The organism is Streptomyces sp. NPDC048191 (assembly GCF_040652655.1).
Taxonomy (GTDB): domain Bacteria; phylum Actinomycetota; class Actinomycetes; order Streptomycetales; family Streptomycetaceae; genus Streptomyces.
Genome location: NZ_JBEZMO010000007.1, coordinates 269,991 through 296,279, shown reverse-complemented (window position 1 = coordinate 296,279; position 26,289 = coordinate 269,991). Strand labels below are relative to the sequence as shown.

The 26,289-nt window shown below is 70.3% G+C and carries 29 protein-coding genes; 6 read left to right on the top strand and 23 right to left on the bottom strand.

Annotated elements, in window-relative coordinates:
* Positions 1-23 precede the first annotated feature (23 nt).
* Genes AB0D93_RS15240 through AB0D93_RS15230 form a run of 3 tightly spaced genes read left to right on the top strand, consistent with a single transcriptional unit; the run spans position 24 to position 2,167 of the window.
* Positions 24-809, top strand: coding sequence for an ATP-binding cassette domain-containing protein (locus AB0D93_RS15240; protein ID WP_362118971.1), 786 nt, complete (start codon positions 24-26; stop codon positions 807-809).
* 22 nt (positions 810-831) lie between these two features.
* The gene (locus AB0D93_RS15235) at positions 832-1,581 is read left to right on the top strand and encodes an ABC transporter permease (protein WP_362118967.1); all 750 of its coding nucleotides are present in this window, start codon (positions 832-834) and stop codon (positions 1,579-1,581) included.
* A 13-nt stretch (positions 1,582-1,594) separates the two neighbouring features.
* Entirely contained in the window at positions 1,595-2,167 is a 573-nt protein-coding gene (locus AB0D93_RS15230) for a cob(I)yrinic acid a,c-diamide adenosyltransferase (RefSeq protein WP_362118964.1), read from the top strand.
* A gap of 27 nt (positions 2,168-2,194) precedes the next feature.
* Here the strand turns inward: AB0D93_RS15230 and AB0D93_RS15225 are convergent, their stop codons facing one another.
* From AB0D93_RS15225 to AB0D93_RS15205, 5 genes are all read right to left on the bottom strand, one after another.
* Positions 2,195-2,416, bottom strand: coding sequence for a hypothetical protein (locus AB0D93_RS15225; protein WP_362118961.1), 222 nt, complete (start codon positions 2,414-2,416; stop codon positions 2,195-2,197).
* A complete protein-coding gene (locus tag AB0D93_RS15220) occupies positions 2,416-2,817 on the bottom strand; it encodes a hypothetical protein (RefSeq protein ID WP_362118958.1) in 402 nt (133 codons plus the stop codon). Before AB0D93_RS15220 ends, AB0D93_RS15225 begins: the two co-directional genes overlap by 1 nt.
* 55 nt (positions 2,818-2,872) lie before the next feature.
* Complete coding sequence (locus AB0D93_RS15215) at positions 2,873-4,336, bottom strand: HAMP domain-containing sensor histidine kinase (protein ID WP_362118955.1); 1,464 nt, start codon at positions 4,334-4,336, stop codon at positions 2,873-2,875.
* Positions 4,333-5,037 carry a response regulator transcription factor gene (locus AB0D93_RS15210; RefSeq protein WP_362118952.1) on the bottom strand — a complete coding sequence of 235 codons (705 nt, stop codon included), beginning with the start codon at positions 5,035-5,037 and terminating at the stop codon, positions 4,333-4,335. The genes AB0D93_RS15215 and AB0D93_RS15210 overlap by 4 nt, the downstream gene beginning before the upstream one ends.
* Before the next feature lie 94 nt (positions 5,038-5,131).
* On the bottom strand, positions 5,132-5,701 hold the full coding sequence (locus AB0D93_RS15205; RefSeq protein ID WP_362118949.1) for a hypothetical protein: 570 nt from the start codon (positions 5,699-5,701) through the stop codon (positions 5,132-5,134).
* A 151-nt stretch (positions 5,702-5,852) separates the two neighbouring features.
* Between AB0D93_RS15205 and AB0D93_RS15200 the strand changes: the two genes are divergently transcribed.
* The 3 genes from AB0D93_RS15200 (at position 5,853) to AB0D93_RS15190 (ending at position 9,628) form a co-directional block, all read left to right on the top strand.
* The gene (locus tag AB0D93_RS15200) at positions 5,853-7,025 is read left to right on the top strand and encodes a histidine kinase (protein WP_362118946.1); all 1,173 of its coding nucleotides are present in this window, start codon (positions 5,853-5,855) and stop codon (positions 7,023-7,025) included.
* Positions 7,022-7,672, top strand: coding sequence for a response regulator transcription factor (locus AB0D93_RS15195; protein WP_362118943.1), 651 nt, complete (start codon positions 7,022-7,024; stop codon positions 7,670-7,672). Before AB0D93_RS15200 ends, AB0D93_RS15195 begins: the two co-directional genes overlap by 4 nt.
* A gap of 135 nt (positions 7,673-7,807) precedes the next feature.
* A complete protein-coding gene (locus tag AB0D93_RS15190; protein WP_362118940.1) occupies positions 7,808-9,628 on the top strand; it encodes a glycoside hydrolase family 18 chitinase in 1,821 nt (606 codons plus the stop codon).
* A gap of 65 nt (positions 9,629-9,693) precedes the next feature.
* On the opposite strand, the gene AB0D93_RS15185 is transcribed toward AB0D93_RS15190, so the two are convergent.
* The 18 genes from AB0D93_RS15185 to AB0D93_RS15100 form a co-directional block, all read right to left on the bottom strand.
* Entirely contained in the window at positions 9,694-10,140 is a 447-nt protein-coding gene (locus AB0D93_RS15185) for a DUF2550 domain-containing protein (protein ID WP_351215662.1), read from the bottom strand.
* A gap of 148 nt (positions 10,141-10,288) precedes the next feature.
* The gene (locus AB0D93_RS15180) at positions 10,289-10,663 is read right to left on the bottom strand and encodes a F0F1 ATP synthase subunit epsilon (RefSeq protein ID WP_361255905.1); all 375 of its coding nucleotides are present in this window, start codon (positions 10,661-10,663) and stop codon (positions 10,289-10,291) included.
* Between the two features lie 115 nt (positions 10,664-10,778).
* Entirely contained in the window at positions 10,779-12,215 is a 1,437-nt protein-coding gene (gene atpD, locus AB0D93_RS15175; protein WP_362118935.1) for a F0F1 ATP synthase subunit beta, read from the bottom strand.
* A complete protein-coding gene (locus tag AB0D93_RS15170; RefSeq protein WP_362118932.1) occupies positions 12,215-13,132 on the bottom strand; it encodes a F0F1 ATP synthase subunit gamma in 918 nt (305 codons plus the stop codon). Before AB0D93_RS15170 ends, atpD begins: the two co-directional genes overlap by 1 nt.
* A gap of 21 nt (positions 13,133-13,153) precedes the next feature.
* On the bottom strand, positions 13,154-14,746 hold the full coding sequence (atpA, locus tag AB0D93_RS15165) for a F0F1 ATP synthase subunit alpha (protein WP_362118929.1): 1,593 nt from the start codon (positions 14,744-14,746) through the stop codon (positions 13,154-13,156).
* Between the two features lie 150 nt (positions 14,747-14,896).
* Positions 14,897-15,712, bottom strand: coding sequence for a F0F1 ATP synthase subunit delta (locus AB0D93_RS15160; RefSeq protein ID WP_362118926.1), 816 nt, complete (start codon positions 15,710-15,712; stop codon positions 14,897-14,899).
* Positions 15,709-16,260 carry a F0F1 ATP synthase subunit B gene (locus AB0D93_RS15155; RefSeq protein ID WP_362118923.1) on the bottom strand — a complete coding sequence of 184 codons (552 nt, stop codon included), beginning with the start codon at positions 16,258-16,260 and terminating at the stop codon, positions 15,709-15,711. The genes AB0D93_RS15160 and AB0D93_RS15155 overlap by 4 nt, the downstream gene beginning before the upstream one ends.
* A gap of 39 nt (positions 16,261-16,299) precedes the next feature.
* A complete protein-coding gene (gene atpE, locus AB0D93_RS15150) occupies positions 16,300-16,545 on the bottom strand; it encodes an ATP synthase F0 subunit C (protein WP_362118920.1) in 246 nt (81 codons plus the stop codon).
* A 77-nt stretch (positions 16,546-16,622) separates the two neighbouring features.
* The gene (atpB, locus tag AB0D93_RS15145) at positions 16,623-17,393 is read right to left on the bottom strand and encodes a F0F1 ATP synthase subunit A (RefSeq protein ID WP_362119169.1); all 771 of its coding nucleotides are present in this window, start codon (positions 17,391-17,393) and stop codon (positions 16,623-16,625) included.
* A 273-nt stretch (positions 17,394-17,666) separates the two neighbouring features.
* Entirely contained in the window at positions 17,667-18,104 is a 438-nt protein-coding gene (locus AB0D93_RS15140; protein WP_362118917.1) for a hypothetical protein, read from the bottom strand.
* A gap of 303 nt (positions 18,105-18,407) precedes the next feature.
* A complete protein-coding gene (locus tag AB0D93_RS15135) occupies positions 18,408-19,727 on the bottom strand; it encodes an MraY family glycosyltransferase (protein ID WP_362118914.1) in 1,320 nt (439 codons plus the stop codon).
* 151 nt (positions 19,728-19,878) lie between these two features.
* Positions 19,879-21,117 (bottom strand): serine hydroxymethyltransferase, encoded by a 1,239-nt coding sequence (gene glyA / locus AB0D93_RS15130; RefSeq protein ID WP_362118911.1) that lies wholly within the window; start codon positions 21,115-21,117, stop codon positions 19,879-19,881.
* A gap of 90 nt (positions 21,118-21,207) precedes the next feature.
* Positions 21,208-21,885, bottom strand: a complete 678-nt coding sequence (locus AB0D93_RS15125; RefSeq protein WP_362118908.1) for a protein-tyrosine-phosphatase — start codon at positions 21,883-21,885, stop codon at positions 21,208-21,210.
* Positions 21,882-22,529, bottom strand: coding sequence for an L-threonylcarbamoyladenylate synthase (locus AB0D93_RS15120; RefSeq protein WP_362118905.1), 648 nt, complete (start codon positions 22,527-22,529; stop codon positions 21,882-21,884). The genes AB0D93_RS15125 and AB0D93_RS15120 overlap by 4 nt, the downstream gene beginning before the upstream one ends.
* A gap of 52 nt (positions 22,530-22,581) precedes the next feature.
* On the bottom strand, positions 22,582-23,427 hold the full coding sequence (gene prmC / locus AB0D93_RS15115) for a peptide chain release factor N(5)-glutamine methyltransferase (protein WP_351215683.1): 846 nt from the start codon (positions 23,425-23,427) through the stop codon (positions 22,582-22,584).
* Between the two features lie 39 nt (positions 23,428-23,466).
* Positions 23,467-24,534 carry a peptide chain release factor 1 gene (prfA, locus tag AB0D93_RS15110; RefSeq protein ID WP_362118901.1) on the bottom strand — a complete coding sequence of 356 codons (1,068 nt, stop codon included), beginning with the start codon at positions 24,532-24,534 and terminating at the stop codon, positions 23,467-23,469.
* 109 nt (positions 24,535-24,643) lie between these two features.
* Positions 24,644-24,865, bottom strand: a complete 222-nt coding sequence (gene rpmE / locus AB0D93_RS15105; RefSeq protein WP_030740744.1) for a 50S ribosomal protein L31 — start codon at positions 24,863-24,865, stop codon at positions 24,644-24,646.
* Between the two features lie 156 nt (positions 24,866-25,021).
* On the bottom strand, positions 25,022-26,146 hold the full coding sequence (locus AB0D93_RS15100) for an LCP family protein (RefSeq protein WP_362118897.1): 1,125 nt from the start codon (positions 26,144-26,146) through the stop codon (positions 25,022-25,024).
* Between the last annotated feature and the right edge of the window lie 143 nt (positions 26,147-26,289).

Here is a 26,289-nt window from a genome sequence, read left to right as displayed (position 1 = left end):
AGGAACTCTGTTTTTCTGGGCGCATGGCAGCAGTCATCAGCGCGGCGGGTCTCGCCCGCACTTTCCAGACCAAGGCCGGCCCCGTGGAGGCGGTGCGTGGCATCGACCTCGCCGCGCGGGAGGGCGAGATCCTCGGCTTCCTCGGGCCCAACGGCGCCGGCAAGACGACCACCCTGCGGATGCTCACCACCCTGCTGAAGCCGACCGGCGGCGCGGCCACCGTCGCCGGGCACGACCTGGCGACGGATCCGGTGGGGGTGCGCGCGGTGAGCGGGTACGTCGCCCAGTCCGGCGGGGTCGATCCGCAGACGAGCGTGCGGGAGGAGCTCGTCACCCAGGGGCGGATGTACCGCCTGGCGAAGAGCGAGGCAGTCGCGCGTGCGGAGGAGCTGGCGCGGGAACTGGGCCTCACCGAGTTCCTCGACCGCAAGGCCGGCGCGCTCTCCGGCGGGCAGCGGCGCCGGCTGGACATCGCGATGGCGCTCACGCACCGGCCGAAGGTGCTGTTCCTGGACGAACCGACGACCGGCCTGGACCCGGGCAGCCGCGCCGACCTGTGGGACCTGGTCCGGCGGCTGCGCGACGAGCACGGCACCACCGTCTTCCTGACCACCCATTACCTGGACGAGGCCGACGCCCTCGCCGACCGTCTGGTGATCGTCGACCGGGGCGCCGTCGCCGCCGAGGGCACGCCGAGCGCGCTGAAGCTGCGGCACGGCGGCTCGATCGACGCGACCCTCCAGGACACGTTCCTCGCCATCACCGGCCGCGGGCCCGCCCCGGCCGACCCCGCCCCCGTCGCCGTATAGGCCGTAGAGGACCCACACAGAGATGCTTCTTCACGACACCGCCCTCGTCTACGGCCGCTATCTGCGCCAGTCCCTCCGCTCCCGCTTCGCGCTGCTCTTCGGCGTGCTCACGCCCCTGCTCCATCTGCTCTTCTTCGGACCCCTGCTCACCCACCTCCCGCTCGGCGGCACCGGCAGCTCCTGGCAGGTGCTGGTCCCCGGACTGCTGCTCCAACTCGGCCTGTTCGGCGCGCTGTTCGCCGGGTTCACGGTGATCGTGGAGAAGGGGCAGGGAGTGGTGGAGCGGATGCGGGTGACGCCCGTCAGCCGGCTCGCCCTGCTCCTCGGCCGGGTGCTGCGTGACGCCACGGTCTTCGTCTTCCAGGCGGTGCTGCTGGTGCTGGCCGCGCTCGTGATGGGCCTGCGCGCACCGCTCGCCGGCGTGCTGATCGGCTTCGCGTTCGTCGCCCTGCTCACGCTCGCGCTGGCCTCGCTGTCGTACGCGCTCGGGATGAAGGTCCGCACCCCGCAGGAGTTCGGCCCGCTGATCAACATGGTGTCGATGCCGTCGATGCTGCTGTCCGGCCTGATGCTCCCGATGACCCTCGCGCCCGCGTGGCTGAACGTGCTGTCGCACTTCGTCCCGTTCCGCTATCTGGTGGACGCGGTGCGCGACGCGTACGTCGGCCACTACACCAGTGCGCACATGCTCCACGGAGTCCTCGTCGCCGTCGGCTTCGCGGCGCTGACCGTGACGGTGGGCACACGAGTGTTCCGGACGGCCGGGGCGTAACTACGCTGGCCGTATGGTCAATCTGACGCGCATCTACACCAGGACCGGCGACAAGGGCACCACCGCCCTCGGTGACATGAGCCGGGTCGCCAAGACCGACCTCCGGATCTCGGCCTACGCCGACGCCAACGAGGCCAACGCGGTGATCGGCACCGCGATCGCGCTGGGCGGCCTGGACGCGGAGGTCGTCAAGGTCCTCGTGCGCGTCCAGAACGACCTGTTCGACGTGGGCGCGGACCTGTCGACACCGGTGGTGGAGAACCCCGGGTTCCCGCCGCTGCGGGTGGAGCAGTTCTACATCGACAAGCTGGAGGCGGACTGCGACCGCTTCAACGAACAGCTGGAGAAGCTCCGCTCCTTCATCCTGCCCGGCGGCACCCCGGGCGCGGCCCTGCTGCACCAGGCCTGCACGGTCGTACGCCGGGCCGAGCGCTCCACCTGGGCGGCCCTGGAGGCCCACGGCGACACGATGAACCCGCTCACCGCGACCTATCTCAACCGGCTGTCCGACCTGCTGTTCATTCTGGCGCGGGTGGCGAACAAGGAGGTCGGGGACGTGCTGTGGGTGCCTGGTGGGGAGCGCTGAGCGGCCCCCACCGGGCACCCCGTCCGGTCAGCGGTCGGCGCCGCTCGCCGCGTCCCGGTCGGCCGCGGCGGCCGCGGACTCGGCCGCGTCCACCTTCTTCTGCATCTGCGCGTATCCGGAGGGCGTGCCGGAGGCCGGCGGTGCCTTCGGGGACGCCGCGTCGTGGTGGGCGCAGCCCGCGGTGAGCGCCACCAGCAGGGCGACCGCGGGCAGGGCCAGCGCCCGCGCCGCGGCCCGCCGTGCCCGCATCAGCTCGCCGCCTTCCCGCCGGAGTTGTCCTGGCACCAGGTCCGGACGTCGTTCAGGTCCTTCTGGCGCTGCTTCAGGTTGGTGACCAGGGACTCGCGGAAGTCCAGCCGGTCCTTGAGGTAGGTGGCGATCTGGGTGTGGCCCGCCTTCTCGGCGTTCTCCACGCGCTGCTGCAGGCGGGCGATCGAGCCACGGGTGCCGGGCCCGGCGTCCAGCCGCTTCAGGGCCCGCTGGATCCGGCGGTCGATCTTCGGTACCCGCTTGCACAGCGCGTGCGCGCCGTCACCGGTGGGCCCGTGCGCGGGCGTGCTGTCGGCCGAGGCCACTCCGGTGGTGCCCGCGAGTACTGCCGCCACGGCACATCCGGCGAGCAGGGTGCGCGTACGTCGACGTGCGTTCATCGGTGTCTCCGTTCCCTTCCCGGACGAGCCGGTCGTCCGTCCGTCGCGACGGAGGCTAGGCAGGGTCTTTGGGGAAACTCTGTGACCGGTTTGCCCCGACCGTGCCGATCAGCCAGTCCCGTCGGCCGGGCAGGGCGCCGCCGTCCCGGGGCAGCCGTACCTCGAAGCGCGCGCCGGTGCCGTCCGGGCCGTCGGTCACGGTGACGCTCCCCCGGTGCAGTGCCGCCTGCTGGGCGACCAGGGTGAGGCCGAGCCCGGAGCCGGCGCTGTCCGGGCCGCACCGGAAGCGTTCGAAGACCCGGGCGCGGGCGTCGGCCGGTACGCCGGGCCCGTGGTCGTCGACCGTGATGACGACCTGCCCGGCGCTGCCGGTCACACCGACCCGCACCCGTGCCCGGCCCTCGGCGTCGCGGCCGTGGGCGAGGGCGTTGCCGAGCAGGTTGTCCAGCAGCAGCCGCAGTCCGGGTTCCCAGCCGTGCACGGTCAGTCCGGGTGCGGCGTCGAGGGTGAGATCGGCGTCCGGGGCGCGGCGCCGGGCCTCGGCCACGGCGGCGTCGGCGAGGTCGGACGGGTCGACCGGCCGGAACGCCTCCGCCTCCACCAGGTCCGCCCTCCCCAGGTCCCGCAGCATCACCAACAGGCCGAGCAGCCGGGCGTGTTCGCGGTGCAGGTCGGCCAGGACCTCGGCGCGCTCGGGCACCGGCAGGTCGGGGTGCTCGGTGAGGATGTCGAGGTTGGTGCCCATGCTCATCAGCGGGGTACGCAGTTCGTGTGCGGCCGCCGAGGAGAAGGAGCGGGCGGTGTCCAGGGCCTGGCCGGTGCGGGCGGCCTGTTCGTCGTAGCGGGCGAGGACGGTGCGCAGGGTGGCGGCCAGTTCGTCGGCCTCGCGTATCCCGGTGCGCTCCTCGGGCAGCCGGGTCGTGCTGGTGCGCGGGTCGAGGCCGGCGGTGCGGCGGGTGAGGCGGGTGAGGGGCGCGCTCGCCCGGGCGGCCAGGCCCCAGGCGAGCAGACCGGACAGGGGCGCCGCGAGCAGGGCGGTGAGGACCACCCGGTCGCGGACGAGCCGGACCTGGGTGCGGTCGGCGGTGTCCGGTGAGAAGAGCCACAGCGTGCCGGAGGCGGTGGCGGTCCGGACCGGCCGGGCCAGGGCCCGCCAACCGCGTCCGCCGACACGGACGGTGGCGAAGCCCGAGGACCGGTCGGGCAGGGTCACGGCGCCCGCGGGCTGGGGGCCGCCGCTGAAAGTGGTGTCCGTGCCGACGAGCCGTACGCCGACGTCGAGGGCGGAGCTGAACAGCTGCCGCTCCCGGGTGTCGGCGGCCTTCGGGCGGCCGCCCGCCGAGGCCCGCAGCAGCGCCCGTGCCTCGGGCGCGAGGGCCACCGCGCGTTGCCGTAGCTGCTGGTCCTCGGCCTGGTACAGGTCCCGCGCGACCAGGGCCAGCAGCAGCCCGCCGGCGGCCAGCACCAGCAGCGGGACGGTGCAGCCGACGGCGAGCGCGATCCGGGTGGAGAGCCTCACGGTGTGTCCCGCGGTTCCCTGAGCACGAAGCCGACGCCCCGGACCGTGTGGACCAGCCTGCCGCCCCCGTCCGCCTCCAGCTTGCGCCGCAGATAGCTGACGAAGGTGTCGACGGCGTCGGTGCGCACGTCGAAGTCGTAGCCCCACACCCTCTCCAGCAGCTGGTCGCGGGTGAGGACCAGGCCGGCGTTGCGGGCGAGGACCTCCAGGAGTTCGAACTCGCGCCGGGTGAGGTCGAGCGGCCTGCCGTCCCGCTCCGCGGTGCGCGCGTCCGGGTCGATCACCAGTCCCGCGACCCGCAGCGGCGCGGGGCCGGCCGGCGGGCGGCGGCGCAGCAGGGCGCGCAGCCGCAGCACCAGTTCCTGCAGGGCGAACGGCTTGACCAGGTAGTCGTCGCCGCCCGCCTGGAGCCCGGCGATCCGGTCGGCGGTCTCGTCCAGCGCGGAGAGCATCAGGACGGGCAGGTCGCGGCCCTCCTCGCGCAGCCGGGTGCACACCTCGATGCCGCTCATGCCGGGCATCGACACGTCGAGCACCAGCACGTCGGGGGGCGCGTCCCGGAGCGCCGCCAGTGCCGCGGGGCCGTCGGCGGCGGTCCGCACCGCGAAGCCGCTCAGTCTGAGTCCGCGCTCCAGCGACCGCCGGATCGCCGCGTCGTCGTCGACGACCAGTACCGCCCCGCTGCCCGCCGTGTCCGTCATACGCCCTCCTCGTCGCCGGGTCAGCGTACGACCCCGCACCGGGCGGGCGGCACGGCGGGCAAGGCGCTTTCCCGGGCCGGGGCGGCGGGGCGGCTCAGGGGCGCCGGTGGGCCTCGCGGGGGCGGTGGCCGCCGGGCTCCCGCTTCGGGAACACCGTGTAACCGGCGGCGATGACCACGTTGACGGCGAGGACCAGGAGCAGCCTCAGCTGCCAGGCCCGCAGCGGATCGGTGTCGCGGCTGCCGCCGACGTACCAGGCGGCGGCCTGGAGCAGCGCGAGACCGACCGCGCAGGCGAGGATCCAGCGGCCCGCCACCTTCCACTCGTGGACGGCGCGGGCCGTGCCGTACTTCGGGGGCCCGGCCGGGCGCGGGCCGCCGGAGAAGCGGTGGGCCACCCAGGCGTCCGCCCACTTGATGGTGGGGGGGCCGAGGCCGACCGTGAAGCCGATGTAGACGGCGGCCAGTCCGTGCCGCCAGTCGGGTGCGGCTCCGTTCTTGAGGTCGATCGCGGTCACGGCGAGGAGCACCAGCTCCAGCAGGGGCTCGCACAGCAGCAACACCACACTCGTGCGCCGCCGTTTCAGCAGGTAGCGCACGGACAGTCCGGCCGCCAGCAGCACCCAGAACGCCACTTCACAGGCGATGACCAGTGCGACGATCACGGTTCGCTCCCCTCGCTCACCCTCCCAGGCTCCCGTCGCCCGGGACGCGGATCGTCGTCGGCGGGGGCGAACCCGGCGTAAGCGAAAGTTGCAGTCCCGGACCGTGCCCGGGGACCACGCGGGCGGGCCGGGGGCCGTGTTGGATGGGGACATGACCTTCGCCCTCCCCCGCCCGCACCGCGACGACGTGCGCATCGCCGTGGGCGGGCTGTTCGGCGGGGTGTTGCTGTGGCTGTTCGGGATCCATCCGCGGGTGCCCTCGGACCCGCTCGTGCAGTGGGCGGCGCCCTGGGCGCCGTTGGTGCCGCTGGCGGTGACGGTCGCGTGCGAGCCGCTGCGCCGCACCCGGCCGCGCGTCGGTCTGCTGGTCGGCACGCTCGCCCTGACCCTGGACACGGTGACGCTGGGAAGCGTCGTCACGATCGTGCTGTACACCGACCTGATGTACGCGGCCGTCCTGTACGGCACCCCGTCCTCCGCCCGCCGCATCCCCTGGATCACCAGTCTTTTGACGGTGCTGGGCGGGGTCGTACCGGCCGCCCTCTGGCGCGATCCGCAGGCGCTGCTGATCGGTGTGGGCGTCGGTGTGGTGGCGTTCGCGCCGGCCGCGACCGGCTGGGTGGTGCGCAGTCACCGTGACGCCGCCGAGGCCGCCCGGCTGCGCGCCGAACAGACCGCGCTGCTCGCGGAGATGGACCGGGCCCAGGCGGTCACGGCCGAACGGGCGCGGATGGCCCGGGAGTTGCACGACATGGTGGCGGGCCACCTGTCCGCGATCGCCATCCACTCCACGGCCGCGCTGTCCCTGGACGATCCGCGGACCTCCCGGGACGCGCTGAGTGTGATCCGGGAGAACAGCGTGGCGGGGCTGGCCGAGATGCGGCGGCTGATCGGCATCCTGCGCGACAGCAGCGGTGACCTGGAGCCGTCCGCCACGCCGACGCTCGACGGCCTGGCCGCCCTGGTCGAGGGCGCCCGCGCCGCCGGTCTGGACGTCCGGATCGACGCGGGGCACGGCCGGGTGCCGGCGCCGGTGGAACTGGCCGCCTACCGGATCGTGCAGGAGTCGCTGACCAACGCGCTCAAGCACGCGGCGCCGGGGCCCGTCCGGGTCGCCCTGCGGCAGGCCGACGGCGCCCTGCGGGTGACGGTCACCAGCCCCTACCGGCCCGGAGACACCCCGCGTGCCCCGGGCTCGGGCTCCGGTCTCACCGGGATGCGGGAGCGGGCGACGCTACTCGGCGGCGGCTTCGCGGCCGGGCCCGAGGCCGGCGTGTGGACCGTACGCGCCAGTCTTCCGCTCACCGAAGGAGCCCCCGCGTGAACCGGCCCATCCAGGTGCTCGTCGCCGAGGACCAGTCCGCCGTCCGCGCCGGGCTCGTCCTGATCCTGCGCAGCGCGCCGGACATCGAGGTGGCCGGGGAGGCGGCGGACGGCGAGCGGGCGGTGGAGCTGGCCCGGGAACTGCGGCCGGACCTGGTGCTGATGGACGTGCAGATGCCGCGCCTTGACGGGGTGTCGGCGACCCGGCAGATCGTCGCGGAGCGCCTCGCGGACGTCCTCGTACTGACCACCTTCGATCTGGACGAGTACGTCTTCGGGGCGCTGCGGGCGGGGGCGGCCGGGTTTCTGCTGAAGAACACCGAGGCGCGGGATCTGCTGGAGGCGGTCAGGACGGTGGCGCGCGGGGAGGGGATCGTCGCGCCGGCCGTGACCCGGCGGCTGATCGCCGAGTTCGCGGCCGGTCCAGTGCGGACGACGAAGGCCGATCCGGCCGTGCTGGAGGGCCTGACCCGGCGCGAGCGGGAGGTGCTGTCCTGTGTCGGCCAGGGCCTGTCCAACGCCGAGATCGCCGAGCGGCTGCGGATGGCGGAGGGCACGGTGAAGACGCACGTCAGCCGACTGCTGGCCAAGCTGGGGCTGCGCAGCCGGGTCCAAGCGGCCGTCCTGGCAAAGGAGTTGGGTATCTAGCGGCCCGCGAGCAAATTGGTCCAGACCTATTGACCCGTGGTCCAGACCTTTCTACTCTCGCAGCACCGTGGGCGTGGAGGCTCAGTCATGCCCACGACACCCCACTCATATTCCTCCCTACCGAGGAGGCGCACCATGCGCTTCAGACACAGAGCCGCGGCAGGATTCGCGACCCTGCTGCTCCCCCTGGCCGGCCTCGTCGGACTCGCGAGCCCGGCCCAGGCCGCGACGAACGCGACGGCGAGCTTCACCAAGACCAGCGACTGGGGAACCGGCTTCGGCGGCCAGTGGACCATCAAGAACACCGGCAGTTCCAGCATCAGTTCCTGGACCGTCGAGTGGGACTTCCCCTCCGGCACGTCCGTCACCTCCGCCTGGGACGCGGACGTCACCAGCTCGGGCAACCACTGGACCGCCAAGAACAAGTCCTACAACGGCACCCTCGCCCCCGGCGCCTCGGTCTCCTTCGGCTTCAACGGCTCGGGCCCCGGCTCCCCGTCCAACTGCAAGCTGAACGGCGACAGTTGTGACGGTACGACGACTCCCGGCGACGCCGCTCCGAGCGCCCCCGGCACGCCCACCGCCTCCGGCATCACCGACACCTCGGCCAAGCTCTCCTGGAGCGCGGCCACCGACGACAAGGGCGTCAAGAACTACGACGTCCTGCGCGACGGCAAGGTGGTCGGCACCGTGACCACCACGTCGTACACGGACAGCGGCCTGACCGCCGGCACCGACTACTCCTACACCGTGCAGGCCCGGGACACCGCCGACCAGACCGGCCCGGTCAGCGGCGCGGTCAAGGTGCACACCACCGGCGGCACCACCACTCCCCCGACCACCGGCGACAAGGTCAGGCTCGGCTACTTCACCGAGTGGGGCATCTACGGCCGCAACTACAACGTCAAGAACCTCGTGACCTCCGGCTCGGCGGCGAAGATCACCCACATCAACTACGCCTTCGGCAACGTGACGAACGGCCAGTGCGCCATCGGCGACTCCTACGCCGACTACGACAAGGCCTTCACCGCCGACCAGTCGGTCAGCGGCGTCGCCGACACCTGGGACCAGCCGCTGCGCGGCAACTTCAACCAGCTGCGCGAGCTGAAGGCCAAGTACCCGAACCTCAAGGTGCTGTGGTCCTTCGGCGGCTGGACCTGGTCCGGCGGCTTCGCCCAGGCGGCCGCCAACCCGGCCGCGTTCGCCCAGTCCTGCTACAACCTGGTCGAGGACCCGCGCTGGGCCGACGTCTTCGACGGCATCGACATCGACTGGGAGTACCCGAACGCCTGCGGCCTGTCCTGCGACACCAGCGGGGCCGCGGCCTTCAAGAACGTGATGGCCGCGCTGCGCGCCAAGTTCGGCTCGAGCAAGCTGGTCACGGCCGCGGTCACCGCCGACGGCTCCTCCGGCGGCAAGATCGAGGCCGCGGACTACGCGGGCGCCGCGAGCTCCGTCGACTGGTACAACGTGATGTCGTACGACTTCTTCGGTGCCTGGGACGCCCAGGGCCCGACCGCCCCGCACTCCCCGCTCACCTCGTACTCCGGCATCCCGAAGGCGGGCTTCACCACCGCCGACGCGATCGCCAAGTACAAGTCCCTCGGCGTCCCCGCGTCCAAGCTGCTCATCGGCATCGGTTTCTACGGCCGCGGCTGGACCGGCGTCACCCAGGACGCCCCGGGCGGTACGGCCACGGGCCCGGCGGCCGGCACCTACGAGCAGGGCATCGAGGACTACAAGGTGCTCAAGACGTCTTGCCCGGTCACCGGCACGATCGCCGGCACGGCCTACGCGCACTGCGGCAGCAACTGGTGGTCCTACGACACCCCGTCGACCATCGCCGGCAAGATGAGCTGGGCCAAGTCCCAGGGCCTCGGCGGCGCCTTCTTCTGGGAGTTCAGCGGCGACACCAGCAACGGTGAGCTGGTGAACGCCATCAGCAGCAACCTGTAGGAACGAACTGCACCACACACACATTCACCCTTCCTCGGACTACGTCCGGGGGAGGGTGAATGTGGCTACGCCACATTCACCCTCTGACCGGGCGGGGCTGCCTCCAGCCACGCGAGGAATCCGGTCAGCGCGTCTTCGCTCATGGCGAGTTCGAGGCGCGTACCCCGATGGGTACAGGCGAGGACCACCGCGTCGGAGAGCAGCGCCAGTTCCTCCTCGCCCTCGGGCAGCCGGCGACCGGCCACCTCGATGGCGGCGCGCTCGAGCGTGCGGCGCGGGCGGAAGGCGTAGGAGAAGACGCGGTACCACTCGATGCGGTCGCCGTTGTAGCGGGCGACGCCGTAGGACCAGCCCTTGCCGCCCGCGTCCGGTTTCTCCGCCACGTCCCAGCGCAGGGAACAGTCGAACGTGCCGCCCGAGCGCTGGATCAGCCTGCGGCGCAGCCCGAACAGGAACAGTCCCACCACCACGAGCGCGACCACGATCCCGCACACAGTCAGAGCGAGGACCATCGGCACCGACCTCCTCGTCTCCTAGGAACTGCTTCTGTTACTGAGTAATGAAACGGAAAAAACACCCACATCTGCCTCAGCCGCGACCGGCACCGGATTGCTCCGGGCCGGCCGCGGCTGAGTGACGTCAACGTACCGCGCGACTGGGTCAGCGCGCCGTCGCAGCGCGCAGTCGGACATCCGCGCGGCGCTCGGCGGCGGCGTCGCCCTCCGCCTTCGCGCGCTCCAGCTCCCGCTCCGTGCGCTGGACATCGATCTCGTCCGACAGCTCGGCGATCTCGGCCAGCAGGGACAGCTTGTCGTCCGCGAACGAGATGAAACCGCCGTGCACCGCGGCGACGACCGTTCCGCCTTCACTCGTACGGATGGTCACCGGGCCCGACTCCAGCACACCGAGCAGCGGCTGGTGACCGGGCATGACGCCGATGTCGCCGGACGTGGTGCGCGCGACGACCAGGGTGGCCTCGCCGGACCAGACCTGGCGGTCGGCAGCGACCAGCTCGACGTGCAGCTCAGCAGCCAAGGGTGGCTCCTCGGGTCACCACCCGGCGGTTCTGCCGGGTGTTGGGGTCAATTCTAGTGGGCGTGGATGAGGGGGCGGGACGCACCCCGCCCCCTCACACGAACTCGGGCCGAGTTCAGGAGACGCCCAGCTCCTTGGCGTTGGCCTTGAGGTCCTCCAGGCCACCGCACATGAAGAACGCCTGCTCCGGGAAGTGGTCGAACTCGCCGTCGCAGATCGCGTTGAACGCCGCGATCGTCTCGTCCAGCGGGACGTCCGAACCGTCCACGCCGGTGAACTGCTTGGCGACGTGGGTGTTCTGGGACAGGAAGCGCTCCACACGACGGGCACGGTGGACGACGAGCTTGTCCTCCTCGCCGAGCTCGTCGATACCGAGGATCGCGATGATGTCCTGCAGGTCCTTGTACTTCTGCAGGATGTTCTTCACGCGCATCGCGGCGTTGTAGTGGTCCGCCGCGATGTACCGCGGGTCGAGGATGCGGGACGTCGAGTCCAGCGGGTCCACGGCCGGGTAGATGCCCTTCTCGGAGATCGGACGGGACAGAACCGTCGTCGCGTCGAGGTGGGCGAAGGTGGTCGCCGGGGCCGGGTCGGTCAGGTCGTCGGCGGGGACGTAGATCGCCTGCATCGAGGTGATCGAGTGACCGCGGGTCGACGTGATGCGCTCCTGGAGGAGACCCATCTCGTCGGCCAGGTTCGGCTGGTAACCCACCGCGGACGGCATACGGCCGAGCAGCGTGGAGACCTCGGAGCCGGCCTGCGTGAAGCGGAAGATGTTGTCGATGAAGAACAGCACGTCCTGCTTCTGCACGTCACGGAAGTACTCGGCCATGGTGAGGCCGGCCAGCGCGACGCGCAGACGGGTGCCCGGGGGCTCGTCCATCTGGCCGAAGACCAGGGCGGTCTTGTCGATGACGCCCGAGTCGGTCATCTCCTCGATGAGGTCGTTGCCCTCACGGGTGCGCTCACCGACACCGGCGAACACGGAGACACCGTCGTGGTTGTTGGCGACACGGTAGATCATCTCCTGGATGAGCACCGTCTTGCCGACGCCGGCGCCGCCGAACAGGCCGATCTTGCCGCCCTTGACGTACGGGGTGAGCAGGTCGATGACCTTGACGCCCGTCTCGAACATCTCGGTCTTGGACTCGAGCTCGTCGAAGTTCGGGGCCTTGCGGTGGATCGGCCAGCGCTCGCCCTCGTAGGACTCGTCGACGTTCAGCACCTCACCGAGGGTGTTGAACACCTTGCCCTTGGTGAAGTCGCCGACGGGGACGGAGATGGCCGCGCCCGTGTCGGTCACCGGGGCCTGGCGGACCAGACCGTCGGTGGGCTGCATGGAGATGGTGCGGACCAGGCCGTCACCCAGGTGCTGGGCGACCTCCAGGGTCAGCGTCTTCTTCTCGCCCGCGTTCGCCGGGTCGGCGACCTCGACGTGCAGGGCGTTGTAGATGTCCGGCATCGCGTCGACGGGGAACTCCACGTCGACGACCGGGCCGATGACCCGGGCGACGCGGCCCGTAGCCGTCGCGGTCTCAACAGTGGTGGTCATTATCGGTCACTCCCCGCGGTCGCGTCGGCCAGGGCGCTCGCGCCACCGACGATCTCGCTGATTTCCTGGGTGATTTCGGCCTGGCGGGCCGCGTTGGCAAGACGGGAGAGCGTGTTGATCAGCTCGCCCGCGTTGTCGGTGGCCGACTTCATCGCACGCCGCGTGGCGGCGTGCTTCGAGGCGGCCGACTGGAGCAGCGCGTTGTAGATGCGGCTCTCCACATAGCGCGGCAGCAGGGCGTCGAGGACGTCCTCCGCCGAGGGCTCGAAGTCGTACAGCGGGAGGATCTCGCCCTTGGGGGGAGCCTCCTCCGCGACCTCTTCGAGGCGCAGCGGCAGCAGCCGGGCGTCGAGCGCCGTCTGCGTCATCATCGAGACGAACTCGGTGAAGACGATGTGGAGTTCGTCCACACCACCCTCGGCCGTGTCCTTCTCGATCGCCTCGATCAGCGGCGCCGCGACCTTCTTGGCGTCCGCGTACGTCGGCTCGTCCGTGAAGCCCGTGAACGACTCCGTGACCTTGCGCTCACGGAAGTTGTAGTGGGCGACACCGCGCCGGCCGACGATGTACGTGTCGACCTGCTTGCCCTCGCACTCCAGGCGCTCGGTCAGCTGCTCCGCCGTCTTGATGGCGTTGGAGTTGAAGGCGCCGGCGAGGCCGCGGTCGCTCGTGAGGAGCAGGACAGCGGCACGGGTCGGGTTCTCCGCCTCCGTGGTGAGCGGGTGCTTGGTGTTCGAGCCGGTGCCGACCGCCGTGACCGCGCGCGTCAGCTCGGTCGCGTACGGCGTGGAGGCCGCCACCTTGCGCTGCGCCTTGACGACGCGCGAGGCGGCGATCATCTCCATCGCCTTCGTGATCTTCTTGGTCGCGCTGACGGATCGGATGCGACGCTTGTAGACCCGGAGCTGGGCTCCCATGAGTCAGGTCCCTTCCTTACGTCACTTGGCGGCAGCGGCAGGAACGTCCTCGCCGAGCAGCTTGCCGTCCGAGGTCTCGAACTGCTTCTTGAACTCGGCCACCGCGTCGTCGACCGCCTGGATGGTGTCGTCCGACATCTTCGCGCCCTCCTTGATGGAGGTCATCAGGCCCTGGTGCTTCCGGTGCAGGAAGTCGATCAGTTCCTTCTCGAAGCGGCGGATGTCGGCGACCGGCACGTCGTCCATACGGCCGTTGGTGCCGGCCCAGACGGAGACGACCTGGTCCTCGGTGGCCATCGGCTGGTACTGGTCCTGCTTCAGCAGCTCGACCATGCGCGAACCGCGCTCCAGCTGCGCCTTGGAGGCCGCGTCCAGGTCGGAACCGAAGGCGGCGAACGCCTCCAGCTCACGGAACTGGGCGAGGTCCACACGCAGACGGCCGGAGACCTGGCGCATCGCCTTGTGCTGGGCGGAACCACCGACTCGGGAGACGGAGATACCGACGTTCAGCGCGGGACGCTGACCGGCGTTGAACAGGTCCGACTCCAGGAAGCACTGGCCGTCGGTGATGGAGATGACGTTGGTCGGGATGAACGCCGAGACGTCGTTGGCCTTGGTCTCGACGATCGGCAGACCGGTCATCGAACCGGCACCCATGTCGTCGGAGAGCTTGGCGCAGCGCTCCAGCAGCCGGGAGTGCAGGTAGAAGACGTCACCCGGGTAGGCCTCACGGCCCGGCGGGCGGCGCAGCAGCAGCGACACGGCGCGGTAGGCGTCGGCCTGCTTCGAGAGGTCGTCGAAGATGATGAGGACGTGCTTGCCCTCGTACATCCACTGCTGACCGATGGCCGAACCGGTGTACGGCGCCAGGTACTTGAAGCCGGCCGGGTCGGACGCCGGGGCGGCGACGATGGTCGTGTACTCCAGGGCGCCGTTCTCCTCCAGCGCGCGGCGCACGCCGGCGATGGTGGAGCCCTTCTGGCCGATGGCGACGTAGATGCAGCGGACCTGCTTCTTCGGGTCGCCGGTGCGCCAGTTGTCGCGCTGGTTGATGATCGTGTCGACGGCCAGGGCGGTCTTGCCGGTCTGACGGTCACCGATGATCAGCTGACGCTGACCACGGCCGATCGGGGTCATCGCGTCGACGGCCTTGTAGCCGGTCTCCATCGGCTCGTGCACCGACTTGCGCTGCATGACCGTGGGGGCCTGCAGCTCAAGGGCGCGGCGGCCGGACGTCTCGATCTCGCCGAGGCCGTCGATCGGGTTGCCGAGCGGGTCGACGACGCGGCCGAGGTAGCCCTCGCCGACCGCGACGGAGAGGACCTCACCGGTGCGCGTGACCGGCTGACCCTCCTCGATGCCGCTGAACTCACCGAGGACGATGGCACCGATCTCGCGCTCCTCGAGGTTGAGGGCGAGGCCGAGGGTGCCGTCCTCGAACTTCAGCAGTTCGTTGGCCATGGCCGAGGGAAGACCCTCGATCTTCGCGATGCCGTCGCCGGCAAGGGTGACCGTACCGACCTCCTCGCGCGAGGCCGCGTCCGGCTTGTACGACTGGACAAAGTTCTCCAGCGCGTCCCGGATCTCCTCCGGCCGGATCGTGAGCTCCGCCATCTGGGTTCCCTGCTCTCCTTGTTGGGCCCGAAGTTTCACTTGGGGGGTCTGGGGGCGACCCCCAGGAATCCTCTGCACGGCCCAACCAGGGCCGTAAGTACGTACTGCTTTTCTCGAGATCTCGAGTTGTCCCGAGATTTCGAGTTGCTGCTAGCTCGCCATGCGGCGGGCGGCGTCGTCCAGCCGGTCCGCGATCGAGCCGTTGATGACCTCGTCACCGACCTGCACCCGGATACCGCCGACGACCTCGGGGTCGACGTCGAGGTTGAGGTGCATCCGACGGCCGTAGAGCCTGGTCAGCGCGGCGCCGAGGCGCTGCTTCTGGCCGTCGCTCAGCGGCACCGCCGAGGTGACGACGGCGACCATGCGGTCCCGGCGCTCGGCGGCCAGCTTGGACAGGGACTCCAGTCCCGCTTCCAGGCTACGTCCACGCGGCGCGGTCACAAGGCGCACCACCAGACGCTCGGTGACCGGCTTGGCCCGCCCGCCGAGCAGCTGGTGCAGCAGCTCGGTCTTGGCGGCCGTGCCGGCGGCGCGGTCGGTCAGCGCGGCGCGCAGCTCGGTGCTGGAGGAGACGATCCGGCCGAACCGGAACAGCTCGTCCTCGACGTCGTCGAGGGTGCCGGTCCGCTCCGCGGCCGTGAGGTCGGCGATGCTCGCCAGCTCCTCCAGCGCGTCCACCAGGTCGCGGGGCTGCGACCAGCGGGAGCGCGCCATCCCGGCCACCAGGTCCGCGGCGGACCCGCTGACCTGGGCGCCGATCAGACGCTGGACGAGTTCCGCCTTGGCCTCTGCGGGCTGTGCCGGGTCGGTGAGGACCCGGCGCAGGCCGGCCTCGCGGTCGAGCAGCGCGGTGACGGCCGCCAGCTCGTCCGCGAGCTGCACGGCGTCCACGGACGTGGAGTCCGTCAGCGCGTCGAGACGCTCACGTGCGGCTGCCAGGGCCTCGCGGCTCGCTCCGTTCATCGCGTGGCCTCGGCCTTCTCCTCGAGCTCGTCGAGGAAGCGGTCGATCACACGGCTCTGGCGGGCGTGGTCCGCGAGCGACTCACCGACGAGCTTGCCGGCCAGTTCGGTGGCGAGCTTGCCCACGTCCTGGCGCAGCGTCTGCGCGGCGGCCTTGCGGTCGGCCTCGATCTGGGCGTGACCGGCGGTGACGATCTCCTCGCGCTGCCGCTGGCCCTCGGCCCGCATCTCGGCGATGAGGGCGGCACCCTGCTCCTGCGCCTCCTGGCGCAGGCGCGCGGCCTCGTGCCGGGCCTCGGCGAGCTGGGCCTTGTACTGCTCAAGGACGCTCTGGGCCTCGACCTTCATGGCGTCGGCCTCTTCGATGCCGCCTTCGATCGCCGCGCGACGCTCCTCCAGAACCTTGTTGATGTTCGGAAGCAGCTTCTTCCAGAAGAAGAAGAACACGATGGCGAAGGCGATGGTGCCGACGAGCAGCTCGGGCCCTTCGGGAACGAGCGGGTTCCCGCCCTTCTCCGGGGCCGCCAGCTGTACCAGGTTGGCGATCACATCAGTGCCTTTCGTCGTTTCGTGTCGGGTAAGGGGTGATTACTTACCGAACACGAACGGCATAACGATGCCGATGAGGGCGAGCGCCTCACAGAAGGCGAAGCCCAGGATCTGGTTGGCACGGATCAGACCGGCGGCCTCGGGCTGGCGGGCCAGGGCCTGGGTGCCGTTACCGAAGATGATGCCGACGCCGATGCCGGGGCCGATCGCGGCGAGGCCGTAACCGATGGAGCCGACGGAACCGTGAACACCAGCGGTGGCGGCAAGGGTCTGGAGAGCGGACATGCCGGTTCTTCCTTCTCTTTACTGGACCGGTGGGGGTTGGCCACCGGACGTCTGGGGGTTGGCGGGGGTGGTACGGCTCAGTGGTGCTCGGCGAGAGCGCCCTGAATGTAGGAGCAGGCCAGCAGCACGAAGACGTACGCCTGGACGGCCTGGACGAAGAGCTCGAAGAGGATCATGGCCATCGTCATCACGAAGGAGACGCCGGCGCCCACGACCAGCCAGCTGTTCAGCAGGTACCAGGAAGCCACGGTGAACATGACCAGCATCAGGTGACCGGCGAACATGTTGGCGAAGAGTCGCACCGCGTGCGTGAACGGGCGGACCAGCAGGTTCGAGAAGAACTCGATGAGCATGACCAGCGGCAGCACGGCGCCGAGGGACTTGTCGTAGCCCGTGACGTTCTTGAAGAAGCCGACGAAGCCGTGCTTCTTGAAGGTCAGCGAGACCCACGTGATGTACACGATCGCGGCGAGCACCGCCGGGTAGGCGATGATCGAGGACACCGGGAACTGCGCCAGCGGGATCACGGACCAGACGTTCATGATCCAGATGAAGAAGAACAGCGAGACCATGAACGGGACGTACTTCTCGCCCTGGCGCTTGCCGAGGGTCTCGTACACGATGCCGCGGCGCACGAAGTCGTAACCCGCCTCGCCGACCATCTGCAGCTTGCCGGGCACGACCTTGGCCTTGCCGAAGGCGGCCCAGAAGAAGGCGACGATGAGCAGGGTGGTGATGAGCACGAGGAGCATCACCTTGTTGAACTCGAAGCCCCCGACCGTGGCGATCGGCTTGAACAGGAAGGACTCAAGGCCCGGGGCCGGGAAACCGCACCCGTTGTCGGACAGGACCCGACAACTCCAGTCAAAGGCGAGCTGGGTCTGGTCAGCACTCACCGCGGGCTCCTTCGGCGTGACGCATGGGTACGGCAACCTCGTTGTGTCGGCGCGGCTCAGGCCGCGGATCGGCACCGGACTTGGTGTTACGGATGTGGGGGCGGCTGGGGGGCATCGAGCCTCGCGATCGAGCAGGCGTCAGCTCAGATGCCCGCGCCCGCGATGCCGCAGTTGGCACCGGACGATAGCAGGAGATCTCACAAGCCTTTATCCCGCCCCTACCCCTCACGGCTTCGGCCCTGTCTTCTCGGGCTTCTCACTCTTCGCGGAGTCCGGGTCGATGTAGAAGATCTTGGCCTTCAGGTGCGCACGAGCCTGCGCGGCCATCCACACGACGGTCGCGACGACGAGCGACACGGCGAACGTCTTCGCATTGAAGAGGGAGGTGTCCTTGAAAACAGCGACGAAGATCAGGAGGAGGAGCAGCTGGGCCACGTAGAGCATCAGGCCCATCATCTGGAACAGCTGCGGGAGCGTTTTTGCCGTCCACTGGAGAACGTAGAGACCGATTCCCATGAACAGGATGGCCAGCACCGTACCGACGGCCGCACCGAGCGCACCCTTGCCCCCCGCGACCGCCCCGCTCACGGCGATGGCGATCACGCCTGCAGCAGCTGTGGGCACAGCGATCTGCAGAAGGTTCCGGGCGTCTTTGGACGGCATGGCGGCAACTCCGCTTTCACAGGGGGCAGGGTGTCGTCATGGACGAGCGTAGTCCCGGGCTGAGTAGTCGAGACCTCACACCAATGGACCGTCGCACTCGGGTCCTTCGGTTCTATCCGGGGTTCTCGTGAACCGTATCACAAACTATTTGATGAGGTCTTTACCTGGTGAGTGTGCTTGCTGTCACACATGAGAGTGACAGTGCACGTCTGTGCAGAAACCCGACCCAGTTGTCTGGTATTAGGGGGCTTTATACCACCACGACTTGGCAATGCTCTAGTCAGATTCTTACCTTGGGCGTCTCTACCGGCGATCAACGAAACGCGAACGGGGGCCGATGGCCGTCGCCCCGTTGACGCCCGCGACGCCGGCGGAGACGGGAGCCCGGGGCCCCGCCTCCTGCGCCTCTGCGGCCTCCCCGGCCTCCAGAGCCACAGCGGCCTCGGCGGCACGGCGACGGCGCCGGTAGCGCGGCGGCACGAACTGCTGGGCCCAGACGGGCACCCGCGGCGTGAAGCGCGGAAGCAGCAGCAGGACCAGACCGACCGCGCTGAGGAAGACCACGCCCAGCACGATCCACATCGAGGCCGAGTTGACCGAGTAGGCCAGCGCGCCGAAGGCGATCAGCGCCGACCAGAAGTACATGATCAGCACGGCCCGGCTGTGCGAGTGACCGATCTCCAGCAGCCGGTGGTGCAGATGCCCGCGGTCCGCGGCGAACGGGGACTGGCCGCGCCAGGTCCGGCGGACGATCGCGAGGACCAGGTCCGCCGCCGGCACCGCGATGATCGTCAGCGGCAGCAGCAGCGGGATGTAGACCGGCACCGTCTGGTGCACCGCCGCCTTCTCCGAACCCGTGAACAGGGCGAGGGCGTCCGGGTCCAGCTGGCCCGTGATCGAGATCGCGCCCGCCGCCAGCACCAGGCCGATCAGCATGGAACCGGAGTCGCCCATGAAGATCCGCGCGGGATGCATGTTGTGCGGCAGGAAGCCCAGGCACATGCCCATCAGGATGGCCGCGAACAGGGTGCCGGGAGCGGCGGCCTCGATGCCGTACGAGTACCAGATCCGGTAGGCGTACAGGAAGAACGCGGCCGCCGCGATGCACACCATGCCGGCCGCGAGGCCGTCCAGGCCGTCCACGAAGTTCACCGCGTTGATCGTGATGACCACGAGCGCGACGGTCAGCAGCGTGCCCTGCCACTGGGTCAGCGCCACGTTGCCGACGCCGGGGATGGGCAGCCACAGGATCGTCAGACCCTGTACGACCATGACACCCGCGGCGATCATCTGGCCGCCGAGCTTGATCAGGGCGTCGATCTCGAACTTGTCGTCCAGGACGCCGATCAGCCAGATCAGGGCCGCGCCGGAGAGCAGGGCCCGGGGCTCGTTCGACTTCGCGAAGACCTCGTTGAGGTTGGTCAGGTGGTCCGCGACCAGCAGGCCCGCGCACAGGCCGAAGAACATGGCGATACCGCCGAGACGCGGAGTGGGTTCCCGGTGCACGTCACGGGCCCGGATCTCCGGCATCGCCCCGGCCACGATCGCGAACTTCCGTACCGGTCCTGTCAGCAGGTACGTCACCGCGGCCGTGATGCAGAGCGTCAGCAGGTATTCACGCACGGGCTTCCCCACAGGTCTCGCTGGCCATCACAGCCCCACACCCTAGCGATGGACGTATGTGGATGGGGACTTCCGGGTAGCCATGATGGTTGCACGTGTGGCTGTGGGCCACGGCACACATCAGGGTGTACGGGACAGCGCCTACCCCCGTTCAGCCCGGATACGGCGGAAAACCGGCTGTGAGAACGCGCACCTCCTCCCGTGCCGCGGCCGGGTCGGTCCCGCCGCGCAGCACGGCCGCCAGCAGCGCGGCGATCCGGACCATCTCCGGCTCCCCCATGCCCTGTGTGGTCACCGCCGCCGTCCCCAGCCGCAGCCCGCGGGCGTCGCCGTGCGGCAGCGCGCAGCAGTCCAGGACGATCCCGGCGGCGGCGAGCCGGCCGCGTGCGCTGCGGCCGTCCACCCCGAGGGGGGCCGGGTCGGCGGTGATCAGATGGGTGTCCGTGCCGCCGGTGGTGACGGTGAGGCCCTCGGCGGCCAGGTGACCGGCGAGCACGCGCGCGTTGGCGATCACCTGATGGGCGTACAGCGCGAAGGCCGGTGTCGCCGCCTCGCCGAACGCGACGGCCTTCGCGGCGATGGTGTGCATCTGCGCGCCGCCCTGGGTGAAGGGGAACACCGCCCGGTCCACCCGCTCGGCCAGCTCGCTCCCGCACAGGATCATCCCGCCGCGCGGCCCGCGCAGCACCTTGTGGGTCGTCGCGCACACGATGTCGGCGTACGGCACCGGGTTCGGCGCCGCGCCGCCGGCGACCAGCCCGATCGGATGCGCGGCGTCGGCGATCAGATAGGCCCCCACCTCGTCGGCGACCTCGCGGAAGAAGGCGTAGTCGATGTGGCGCGGGTAGGCGATCGAGCCGCACACGATCGCCTTCGGCCGGTGGTTGCGGGCGAGGTGACGCACCTGGTCGTGGTCGATCATCCCGGTCTCGGCGTCCACGCCGTAGCCGACGAAGTCGAACCAGCGGCCGGAGAAGTTCGCGGGGGAGCCGTGGGTGAGGTGGCCGCCGTAGTGCAGACCGAGGGCGAGCACGGTGTCGCCGGGGCGCAGCAGGGCGGCGTAGGCGGCCAGGACGGCCGAGGAGCCGGAGTGAGCCTGGACGTTGGCGTGTTCGGCGCCGAAGAGGGCCTTGGCGCGGTCGACGGCGGCACGTTCGGCGAGGTCCACGAGCTCGCAGCCGCCGTGGTGCCGGGCGCCGGGATAGCCCTCGGCGTACTTGTTGGCGAGCGGCGACCCGAGGGCGGCGAGCACGGCCGGCGAGCAGAAGTTCTCGGCGGCGATCAGCTGCAGGGTCGTCGACTGCCGCGCGAGCTCCGCGAGCAGGATCTCGGCCATCGCCGGGTCCTGCCGCCGCAGGACATCGGTCTCGAGGGTAGGGGTGACCGACATGGCGGGCTCCCGGGCTGTCGACGGTGACGTGCTCCCAATGTAGGCCGCGGATGTGTCGTATGCCCGGTATTGCAGCTCTTTAGGAGGCGCTCACGTCCGCGCCGGTACCCCGGTCAGCGCCGTCACCACCGGATCGAGCGCCTGGTGTATCTCGTCGCCGATCGAGCGGAAGAACGTCAGCGGCGCCCCGTACGGGTCGTACACCTCGTCCGCCTCCGCCGTCGGGGCCAGAAGCCACCCGCGTAGAGCCGCGGCCGCGCGGACCAGGGCGCGAGCCCGGGTGACCACGCCGTCGTCCAGCGGCGGCAGCGTGGCCGGGTCTATCGCCCGGACCAGCCGCGTGAACTCCTTCAGGGTGAAGGTGCGCAGCCCCGCCGAATGGCCCATGGAGATGACCTGGGCGCGGTGGTCACGGGTCGCGGTGAGCACGAGGTCGGCCCGGATGACGTGCTCGTCGAGCAGCTCCCTGCCGAAGAACCCGGAGGCGTCCGCGCCGAACTCCGACAGCACCGTCTCGGCGTTGGCCTCCATCGGCGCGCCCTCGTGGCCCCAGGTGCCGGCGCTCTCCACGATCAGCCCGCCGCCGAGCACGCCGAGCCGCTCCGTCACGAAATGGCGGGTCAGCCGCTCGGTGATGGGCGAGCGGCACACGTTGCCGGTGCTGACATGGAGGATGCGGAAGGTGTCGCGCGGAAAGCCGAACGTCGTCGTCTCCTCCGCGAGACGCTCCCCGATGCCTATGCCACGCCCCGCTTCAGGGGCCGTCAATTCGCCACCTCGAGGTCGGGTACGACCTTGCGCAGCTCCTCCGGCGAGATCGCGCCCTCGCGCAGCAGCAGCGGGACCCCGCGCGAGACGTCCACGATGGACGAGGGCACGTTGCCCGGGGTCGGGCCGCCGTCGAGGTAGACGGAGACGGAGTCGCCGAGCATCTCCTGCGCGGCGTCGCAGTCCTCCGGTGCCGGGTGACCGCTGAGGTTGGCGGAGGAGACGGCCATCGGGCCGACCTCGGTGAGCAGTTCGATCGCGACGGGGTGCAGCGGCATGCGGACGGCCACCGTGCCCCGGGTGTCGCCGAGGTCCCACTGCAGGGACGGCTGGTGCTTGGCGACGATGGTCAGGGCGCCCGGCCAGAACGCGTCGACCAGCTCCCAGGCCTGCTCGGAGAAGTCCGTGACGAGGCCGTGCAGCGTGTTCGGGGAGCCGATGAGGACAGGGGTGGGCATGTTGCGACCCCGGCCCTTGGCCGCGAGCAGGTCCGCGACCGCCTCCGAGGAGAACGCGTCGGCGCCGATGCCGTACACCGTGTCGGTCGGCAGCACCACCAGCTCGCCCCGGCGGACGGCGGACGCGGCCTCGCGCAGACCCGTCGCGCGGTCGGTCGCGTCGTTGGTGTCGTATCGCCGTGCCATGTCTAGCGGGCCTCCTCGTACACGTGCTGCTGGATGAAGGTCGTCGGGGTGCTCACGGCAGCGCCTTGCGGGCGGTCGCGAACCGGGGGCGGTTGTTGAGGTCGGGGTGGTCGGCAGCGTCGGCCCAGCCCCGCTCCTCCGTGAAGATCCACGGCACCTGGCCGCCCTGGGTGTCGGCGTGCTCGATCACCACGACCCCGCCGGGGCGCAGCAGCCGGTGCGCGGTGCGTTCGATGCCCCGGATCAGGTCGAGGCCGTCCTCGCCGGAGAACAGCGCCAGCTCGGGGTCGTAGTCGCGCGCCTCCGGGGCGACGTACTCCCACTCCGTGAGCGGGATGTACGGCGGGTTGGAGATGACCAGGTCGACCTGTCCGTCGAGGTCGGGGAAGGCCGTCAGGGCGTCGCCCTGCCGCAGGTCGACCCTGGACCCCGCCACGTTCTTCCGCGTCCACACCAGGGCGTCCTCGGACAGCTCCACGGCGTGCACACGGGAGCGCGGGACCTCCTGGGCGAGGGCGAGCGCGATGGCGCCGGAGCCGGTGCACAGATCGACGATGCACGGCTCGACGACGTCCATGGCGCGTACGGCGTCTATGGCCCAGCCGACCACGGACTCGGTCTCCGGCCGGGGCACGAAGACGCCCGGCCCGACCTGGAGCTCCAGATAGCGGAAGTAGGCCCGCCCGGTGATGTGCTGCAGCGGCTCACGCTGTTCGCGCCGGGCGATGACCTCCCAGTACCGGGCGTCGAAGTCCGAGTCCTTCACGGAGTGCAGTTCGCCCCGCTTGACGCCGTGCACGAACGCGGCGAGCTCCTCCGCGTCCGTGCGCGGCGAGGGCACGCCGGCGTCGGCCAGCCGCTGGGTGGCCTGGGCCACCTCCGCGAGCAGCAGGTTCACGCAAGTCCTCCGTGTGGTACTCGTCCGTGCCGGTGTGCGTTACGCGGCTGCCAGCTTCGCCGCCGAGTCGGCGTCGACGCAGGCCTGGATGACCGCGTCGAGGTCGCCGTCCAGGACCTGGTCCAGGTTGTACGCCTTGAAGCCGACGCGGTGGTCCGAAATGCGGTTCTCCGGGAAGTTGTAGGTACGGATCTTCTCGGAGCGGTCGACCGTGCGGACCTGGCTGCGGCGGGCGTCCGCGGCCTCCCGCTCGGCCTCCTCCTGCGCCATGGCGAGCAGCCTGGAGCGCAGGATACGCAGCGCCTGCTCCTTGTTCTGCAGCTGGCTCTTCTCGTTCTGGCAGGAGGCGACGACCCCGGTCGGCAGGTGCGTGATGCGCACCGCGGAGTCGGTGGTGTTGACGGACTGGCCGCCCGGACCGGACGACCGGTAGACGTCGATGCGGAGGTCGTTGGGGTTGATCTCCACGTCGACCTCCTCGGCCTCCGGGGTCACGAGGACGCCGGCGGCGGAGGTGTGGATACGGCCCTGGGACTCGGTGGCCGGCACCCGCTGCACACGGTGCACCCCGCCCTCGTACTTCAGCCGGGCCCACACGCCCTGACCGGGTTCGAGCTGGCCGCGGGCCTTCACGGCGACCTGGACGTCCTTGTAGCCGCCGAGTTCGGACTCGGTGGCGTCGATGATCTCGGTCTTCCAGCCGACGCGCTCGGCGTAGCGCAGGTACATGCGCAGCAGGTCGCCCGCGAAGAGCGCGGACTCGTCGCCGCCGGCGCCCGCCTTGATCTCCAGGATGACGTCCTTGTCGTCACTCGGGTCGCGCGGGACCAGCAGGAGGCGCAGGCGCTCGGTGAGCTCCTCACGCAGCTTCTCCAGGTCCTTGACCTCGGCCGCGAAGTCGGGGTCGTCGGCGGCGAACTCACGCGCGGTCTCGACGTCGTCACCGGCCTGCTTCCAGGAGCGGTACGTGGCGACGATCGGGGTGAGCTCGGCGTAGCGCTTGTTCAGCTTGCGCGCGTTCGCCTGGTCGGCGTGGACCGACGGATCGGCGAGCTTCTTCTCCAGATCGGCGTGCTCGGCGACGAGTTCGTCGACGGCCTCGAACATCTTGGGCTCCTGAATACTGCGGGGGAGGGCTGGCGGGCGACCAAAAACGCCGGTCCCGGGCACACCCCCGCGCGGGGGGCGTGGCCGTGGACCGGCGAAATGGGGCTCGCTACTTCTTGGAGCCGGCAGCCTTGCCGAAGCGGGCCTCGAAGCGGGCCACACGGCCACCGGTGTCGAGGATCTTCTGCTTGCCCGTGTAGAACGGGTGGCACTCGGAGCAGACCTCGGCCCGGATAGTGCCGGACTCGATGGTGCTGCGGGTGGTGAACGACGCGCCGCAGGTGCAGCTGACCTGCGTCTCGACGTACGCGGGGTGGATGTCGCGCTTCAAGGTGTCTCCTAGGTTTCGGGAGGGCGCCGGGTCGCTGCCACGGGGTGCGGGAGCGTGAACCGGAGCCGACGTACCAGTCTGCCAGGACTGGGGCCATCCACCCAAACCGGGGGTGCGGTTGTTCTATTCCTCGCGGGCGAGCGGGTGCCCGCGCCGTTACGCGGCGTTCACCACGCCCTTGGCCTCGCCCGTGGCCGTGCCCTTCGTGGCCGACTTCGGGACCGGGCGGTCGTTCTTCAGCGCGTCCCAGACCGACTGGGCCTTCTGCCTCTGCATGAGCACGCGGTTGGGGTTCGCCGGGTCGTACCGGACCGGCATGGTGACCATGGTCATGTTCTTGGCGCCGATGCCCTTGAGGCCGTCCGCGAAGTCGATCAGGGAGTTGACCGAGCCGAGTTCGGAGTCGGTGGTGACGGTCTTGGTGGCGGTGTCGGCGAGGTCGTACAGCTTCTTCGGGTCGCTGAAGACGCCGACGTGCCTGACCTGGCCGAGCAGCGCCTTGACGAAGGCCTGCTGCAGCTGGATGCGGCCCAGGTCGGAGCCGTCGCCCACGCCGTGCCGGGTGCGGACCAGGCCGAGGGCCTGCTGCCCGTCGAGGGTGTGGGTGCCGGCCCGCAGGTCCAGGTGGCTCTGCGGGTCGTCGATGTCCTTCGTCGTGGTGACGGGAACGCCGCCGAGGTCGTCGATGAGCTTCCGGAAGCCGGCGAAGTCGACCTCCAGGTAGTGGTCCATGCGGATGCCGGTGAGGGACTCGACCGTCTTCACCGCGCAGGCCGCGCCGCCGGTGGAGTAGGCCTCGTTGAACATCACGCCGTTCACGGCCGGGTGCGCGGTGCCCTTGGTGTCGGTGCAGGCCGGGCGGTCGATCAGGGTGTCCCGCGGGACGGAGACCACACTGGCCTTCTTGTGACCCTCGTAGACGTGGACGATCATCGCCGTGTCGGAGCGGGCGCTGCCGTCGTCGGTGCCGCCGCCGAGCTTCCTGTTGGAGCCGGAGCGGGTGTCCGAGCCGAGGACCAGGATGTTCTCGGAGCCGTTGTCGATCTTCGAGGGCCGGTCGCTGCCGAGGGCCTGGTCGATGTCGACGCTGCGGATGTTGCCGTTGAGCTTGAAGTACAGGAAGCCGGCGCCCGTACCGCCCAGCACGACCACACCGGCGGCCGTCCAGGCCGCGACGCGCAGGGCCTTGCGGCTCCTGCGGCGGCGCCCCTTGCCACTGCGGCTGGTGCCGGTGTCGCCCGGCTCGGGTATGACGGGCTCCGGCGTGCTCTCGGCGGACACATCGCTCCTAGGTCTCGTCGGTCGGTTACCCCCTGCTTTCAGGGTCAGGCGCGGTCAGTACCGCTCCATCGTCGCTCCGTGAGGGCGCACGGAGAAACTCGGGCCAGCGTTGCACAACGCAGAGTGCCCACCGCGTGCGGCGG

Bases quoted from the DNA above. Each gene is read 5' to 3' on its own strand.
- AB0D93_RS15240 (WP_362118971.1), top strand. From the start codon at position 24: ATGGCAGCAGTCATCAGCGCGGCGGGTCTCGCCCGCACTTTCCAGACC.
- AB0D93_RS15235 (WP_362118967.1), top strand. From the start codon at position 832: ATGCTTCTTCACGACACCGCCCTCGTCTACGGCCGCTATCTGCGCCAG.
- AB0D93_RS15230 (WP_362118964.1), top strand. From the start codon at position 1,595: ATGGTCAATCTGACGCGCATCTACACCAGGACCGGCGACAAGGGCACC.
- AB0D93_RS15225 (WP_362118961.1), bottom strand. From the start codon at position 2,416: ATGCGGGCACGGCGGGCCGCGGCGCGGGCGCTGGCCCTGCCCGCGGTC.
- AB0D93_RS15220 (WP_362118958.1), bottom strand. From the start codon at position 2,817: ATGAACGCACGTCGACGTACGCGCACCCTGCTCGCCGGATGTGCCGTG.
- AB0D93_RS15210 (WP_362118952.1), bottom strand. From the start codon at position 5,037: ATGACGGACACGGCGGGCAGCGGGGCGGTACTGGTCGTCGACGACGAC.
- AB0D93_RS15200 (WP_362118946.1), top strand. From the start codon at position 5,853: ATGACCTTCGCCCTCCCCCGCCCGCACCGCGACGACGTGCGCATCGCC.
- AB0D93_RS15190 (WP_362118940.1), top strand. From the start codon at position 7,808: ATGCGCTTCAGACACAGAGCCGCGGCAGGATTCGCGACCCTGCTGCTC.
- AB0D93_RS15185 (WP_351215662.1), bottom strand. From the start codon at position 10,140: ATGGTCCTCGCTCTGACTGTGTGCGGGATCGTGGTCGCGCTCGTGGTG.
- atpD (WP_362118935.1), bottom strand. From the start codon at position 12,215: ATGACCACCACTGTTGAGACCGCGACGGCTACGGGCCGCGTCGCCCGG.
- AB0D93_RS15170 (WP_362118932.1), bottom strand. From the start codon at position 13,132: ATGGGAGCCCAGCTCCGGGTCTACAAGCGTCGCATCCGATCCGTCAGC.
- atpA (WP_362118929.1), bottom strand. From the start codon at position 14,746: ATGGCGGAGCTCACGATCCGGCCGGAGGAGATCCGGGACGCGCTGGAG.
- AB0D93_RS15160 (WP_362118926.1), bottom strand. From the start codon at position 15,712: ATGAACGGAGCGAGCCGCGAGGCCCTGGCAGCCGCACGTGAGCGTCTC.
- atpE (WP_362118920.1), bottom strand. From the start codon at position 16,545: ATGTCCGCTCTCCAGACCCTTGCCGCCACCGCTGGTGTTCACGGTTCC.
- AB0D93_RS15140 (WP_362118917.1), bottom strand. From the start codon at position 18,104: ATGCCGTCCAAAGACGCCCGGAACCTTCTGCAGATCGCTGTGCCCACA.
- glyA (WP_362118911.1), bottom strand. From the start codon at position 21,117: ATGTCGGTCACCCCTACCCTCGAGACCGATGTCCTGCGGCGGCAGGAC.
- AB0D93_RS15120 (WP_362118905.1), bottom strand. From the start codon at position 22,529: ATGGCACGGCGATACGACACCAACGACGCGACCGACCGCGCGACGGGT.
- prfA (WP_362118901.1), bottom strand. From the start codon at position 24,534: ATGTTCGAGGCCGTCGACGAACTCGTCGCCGAGCACGCCGATCTGGAG.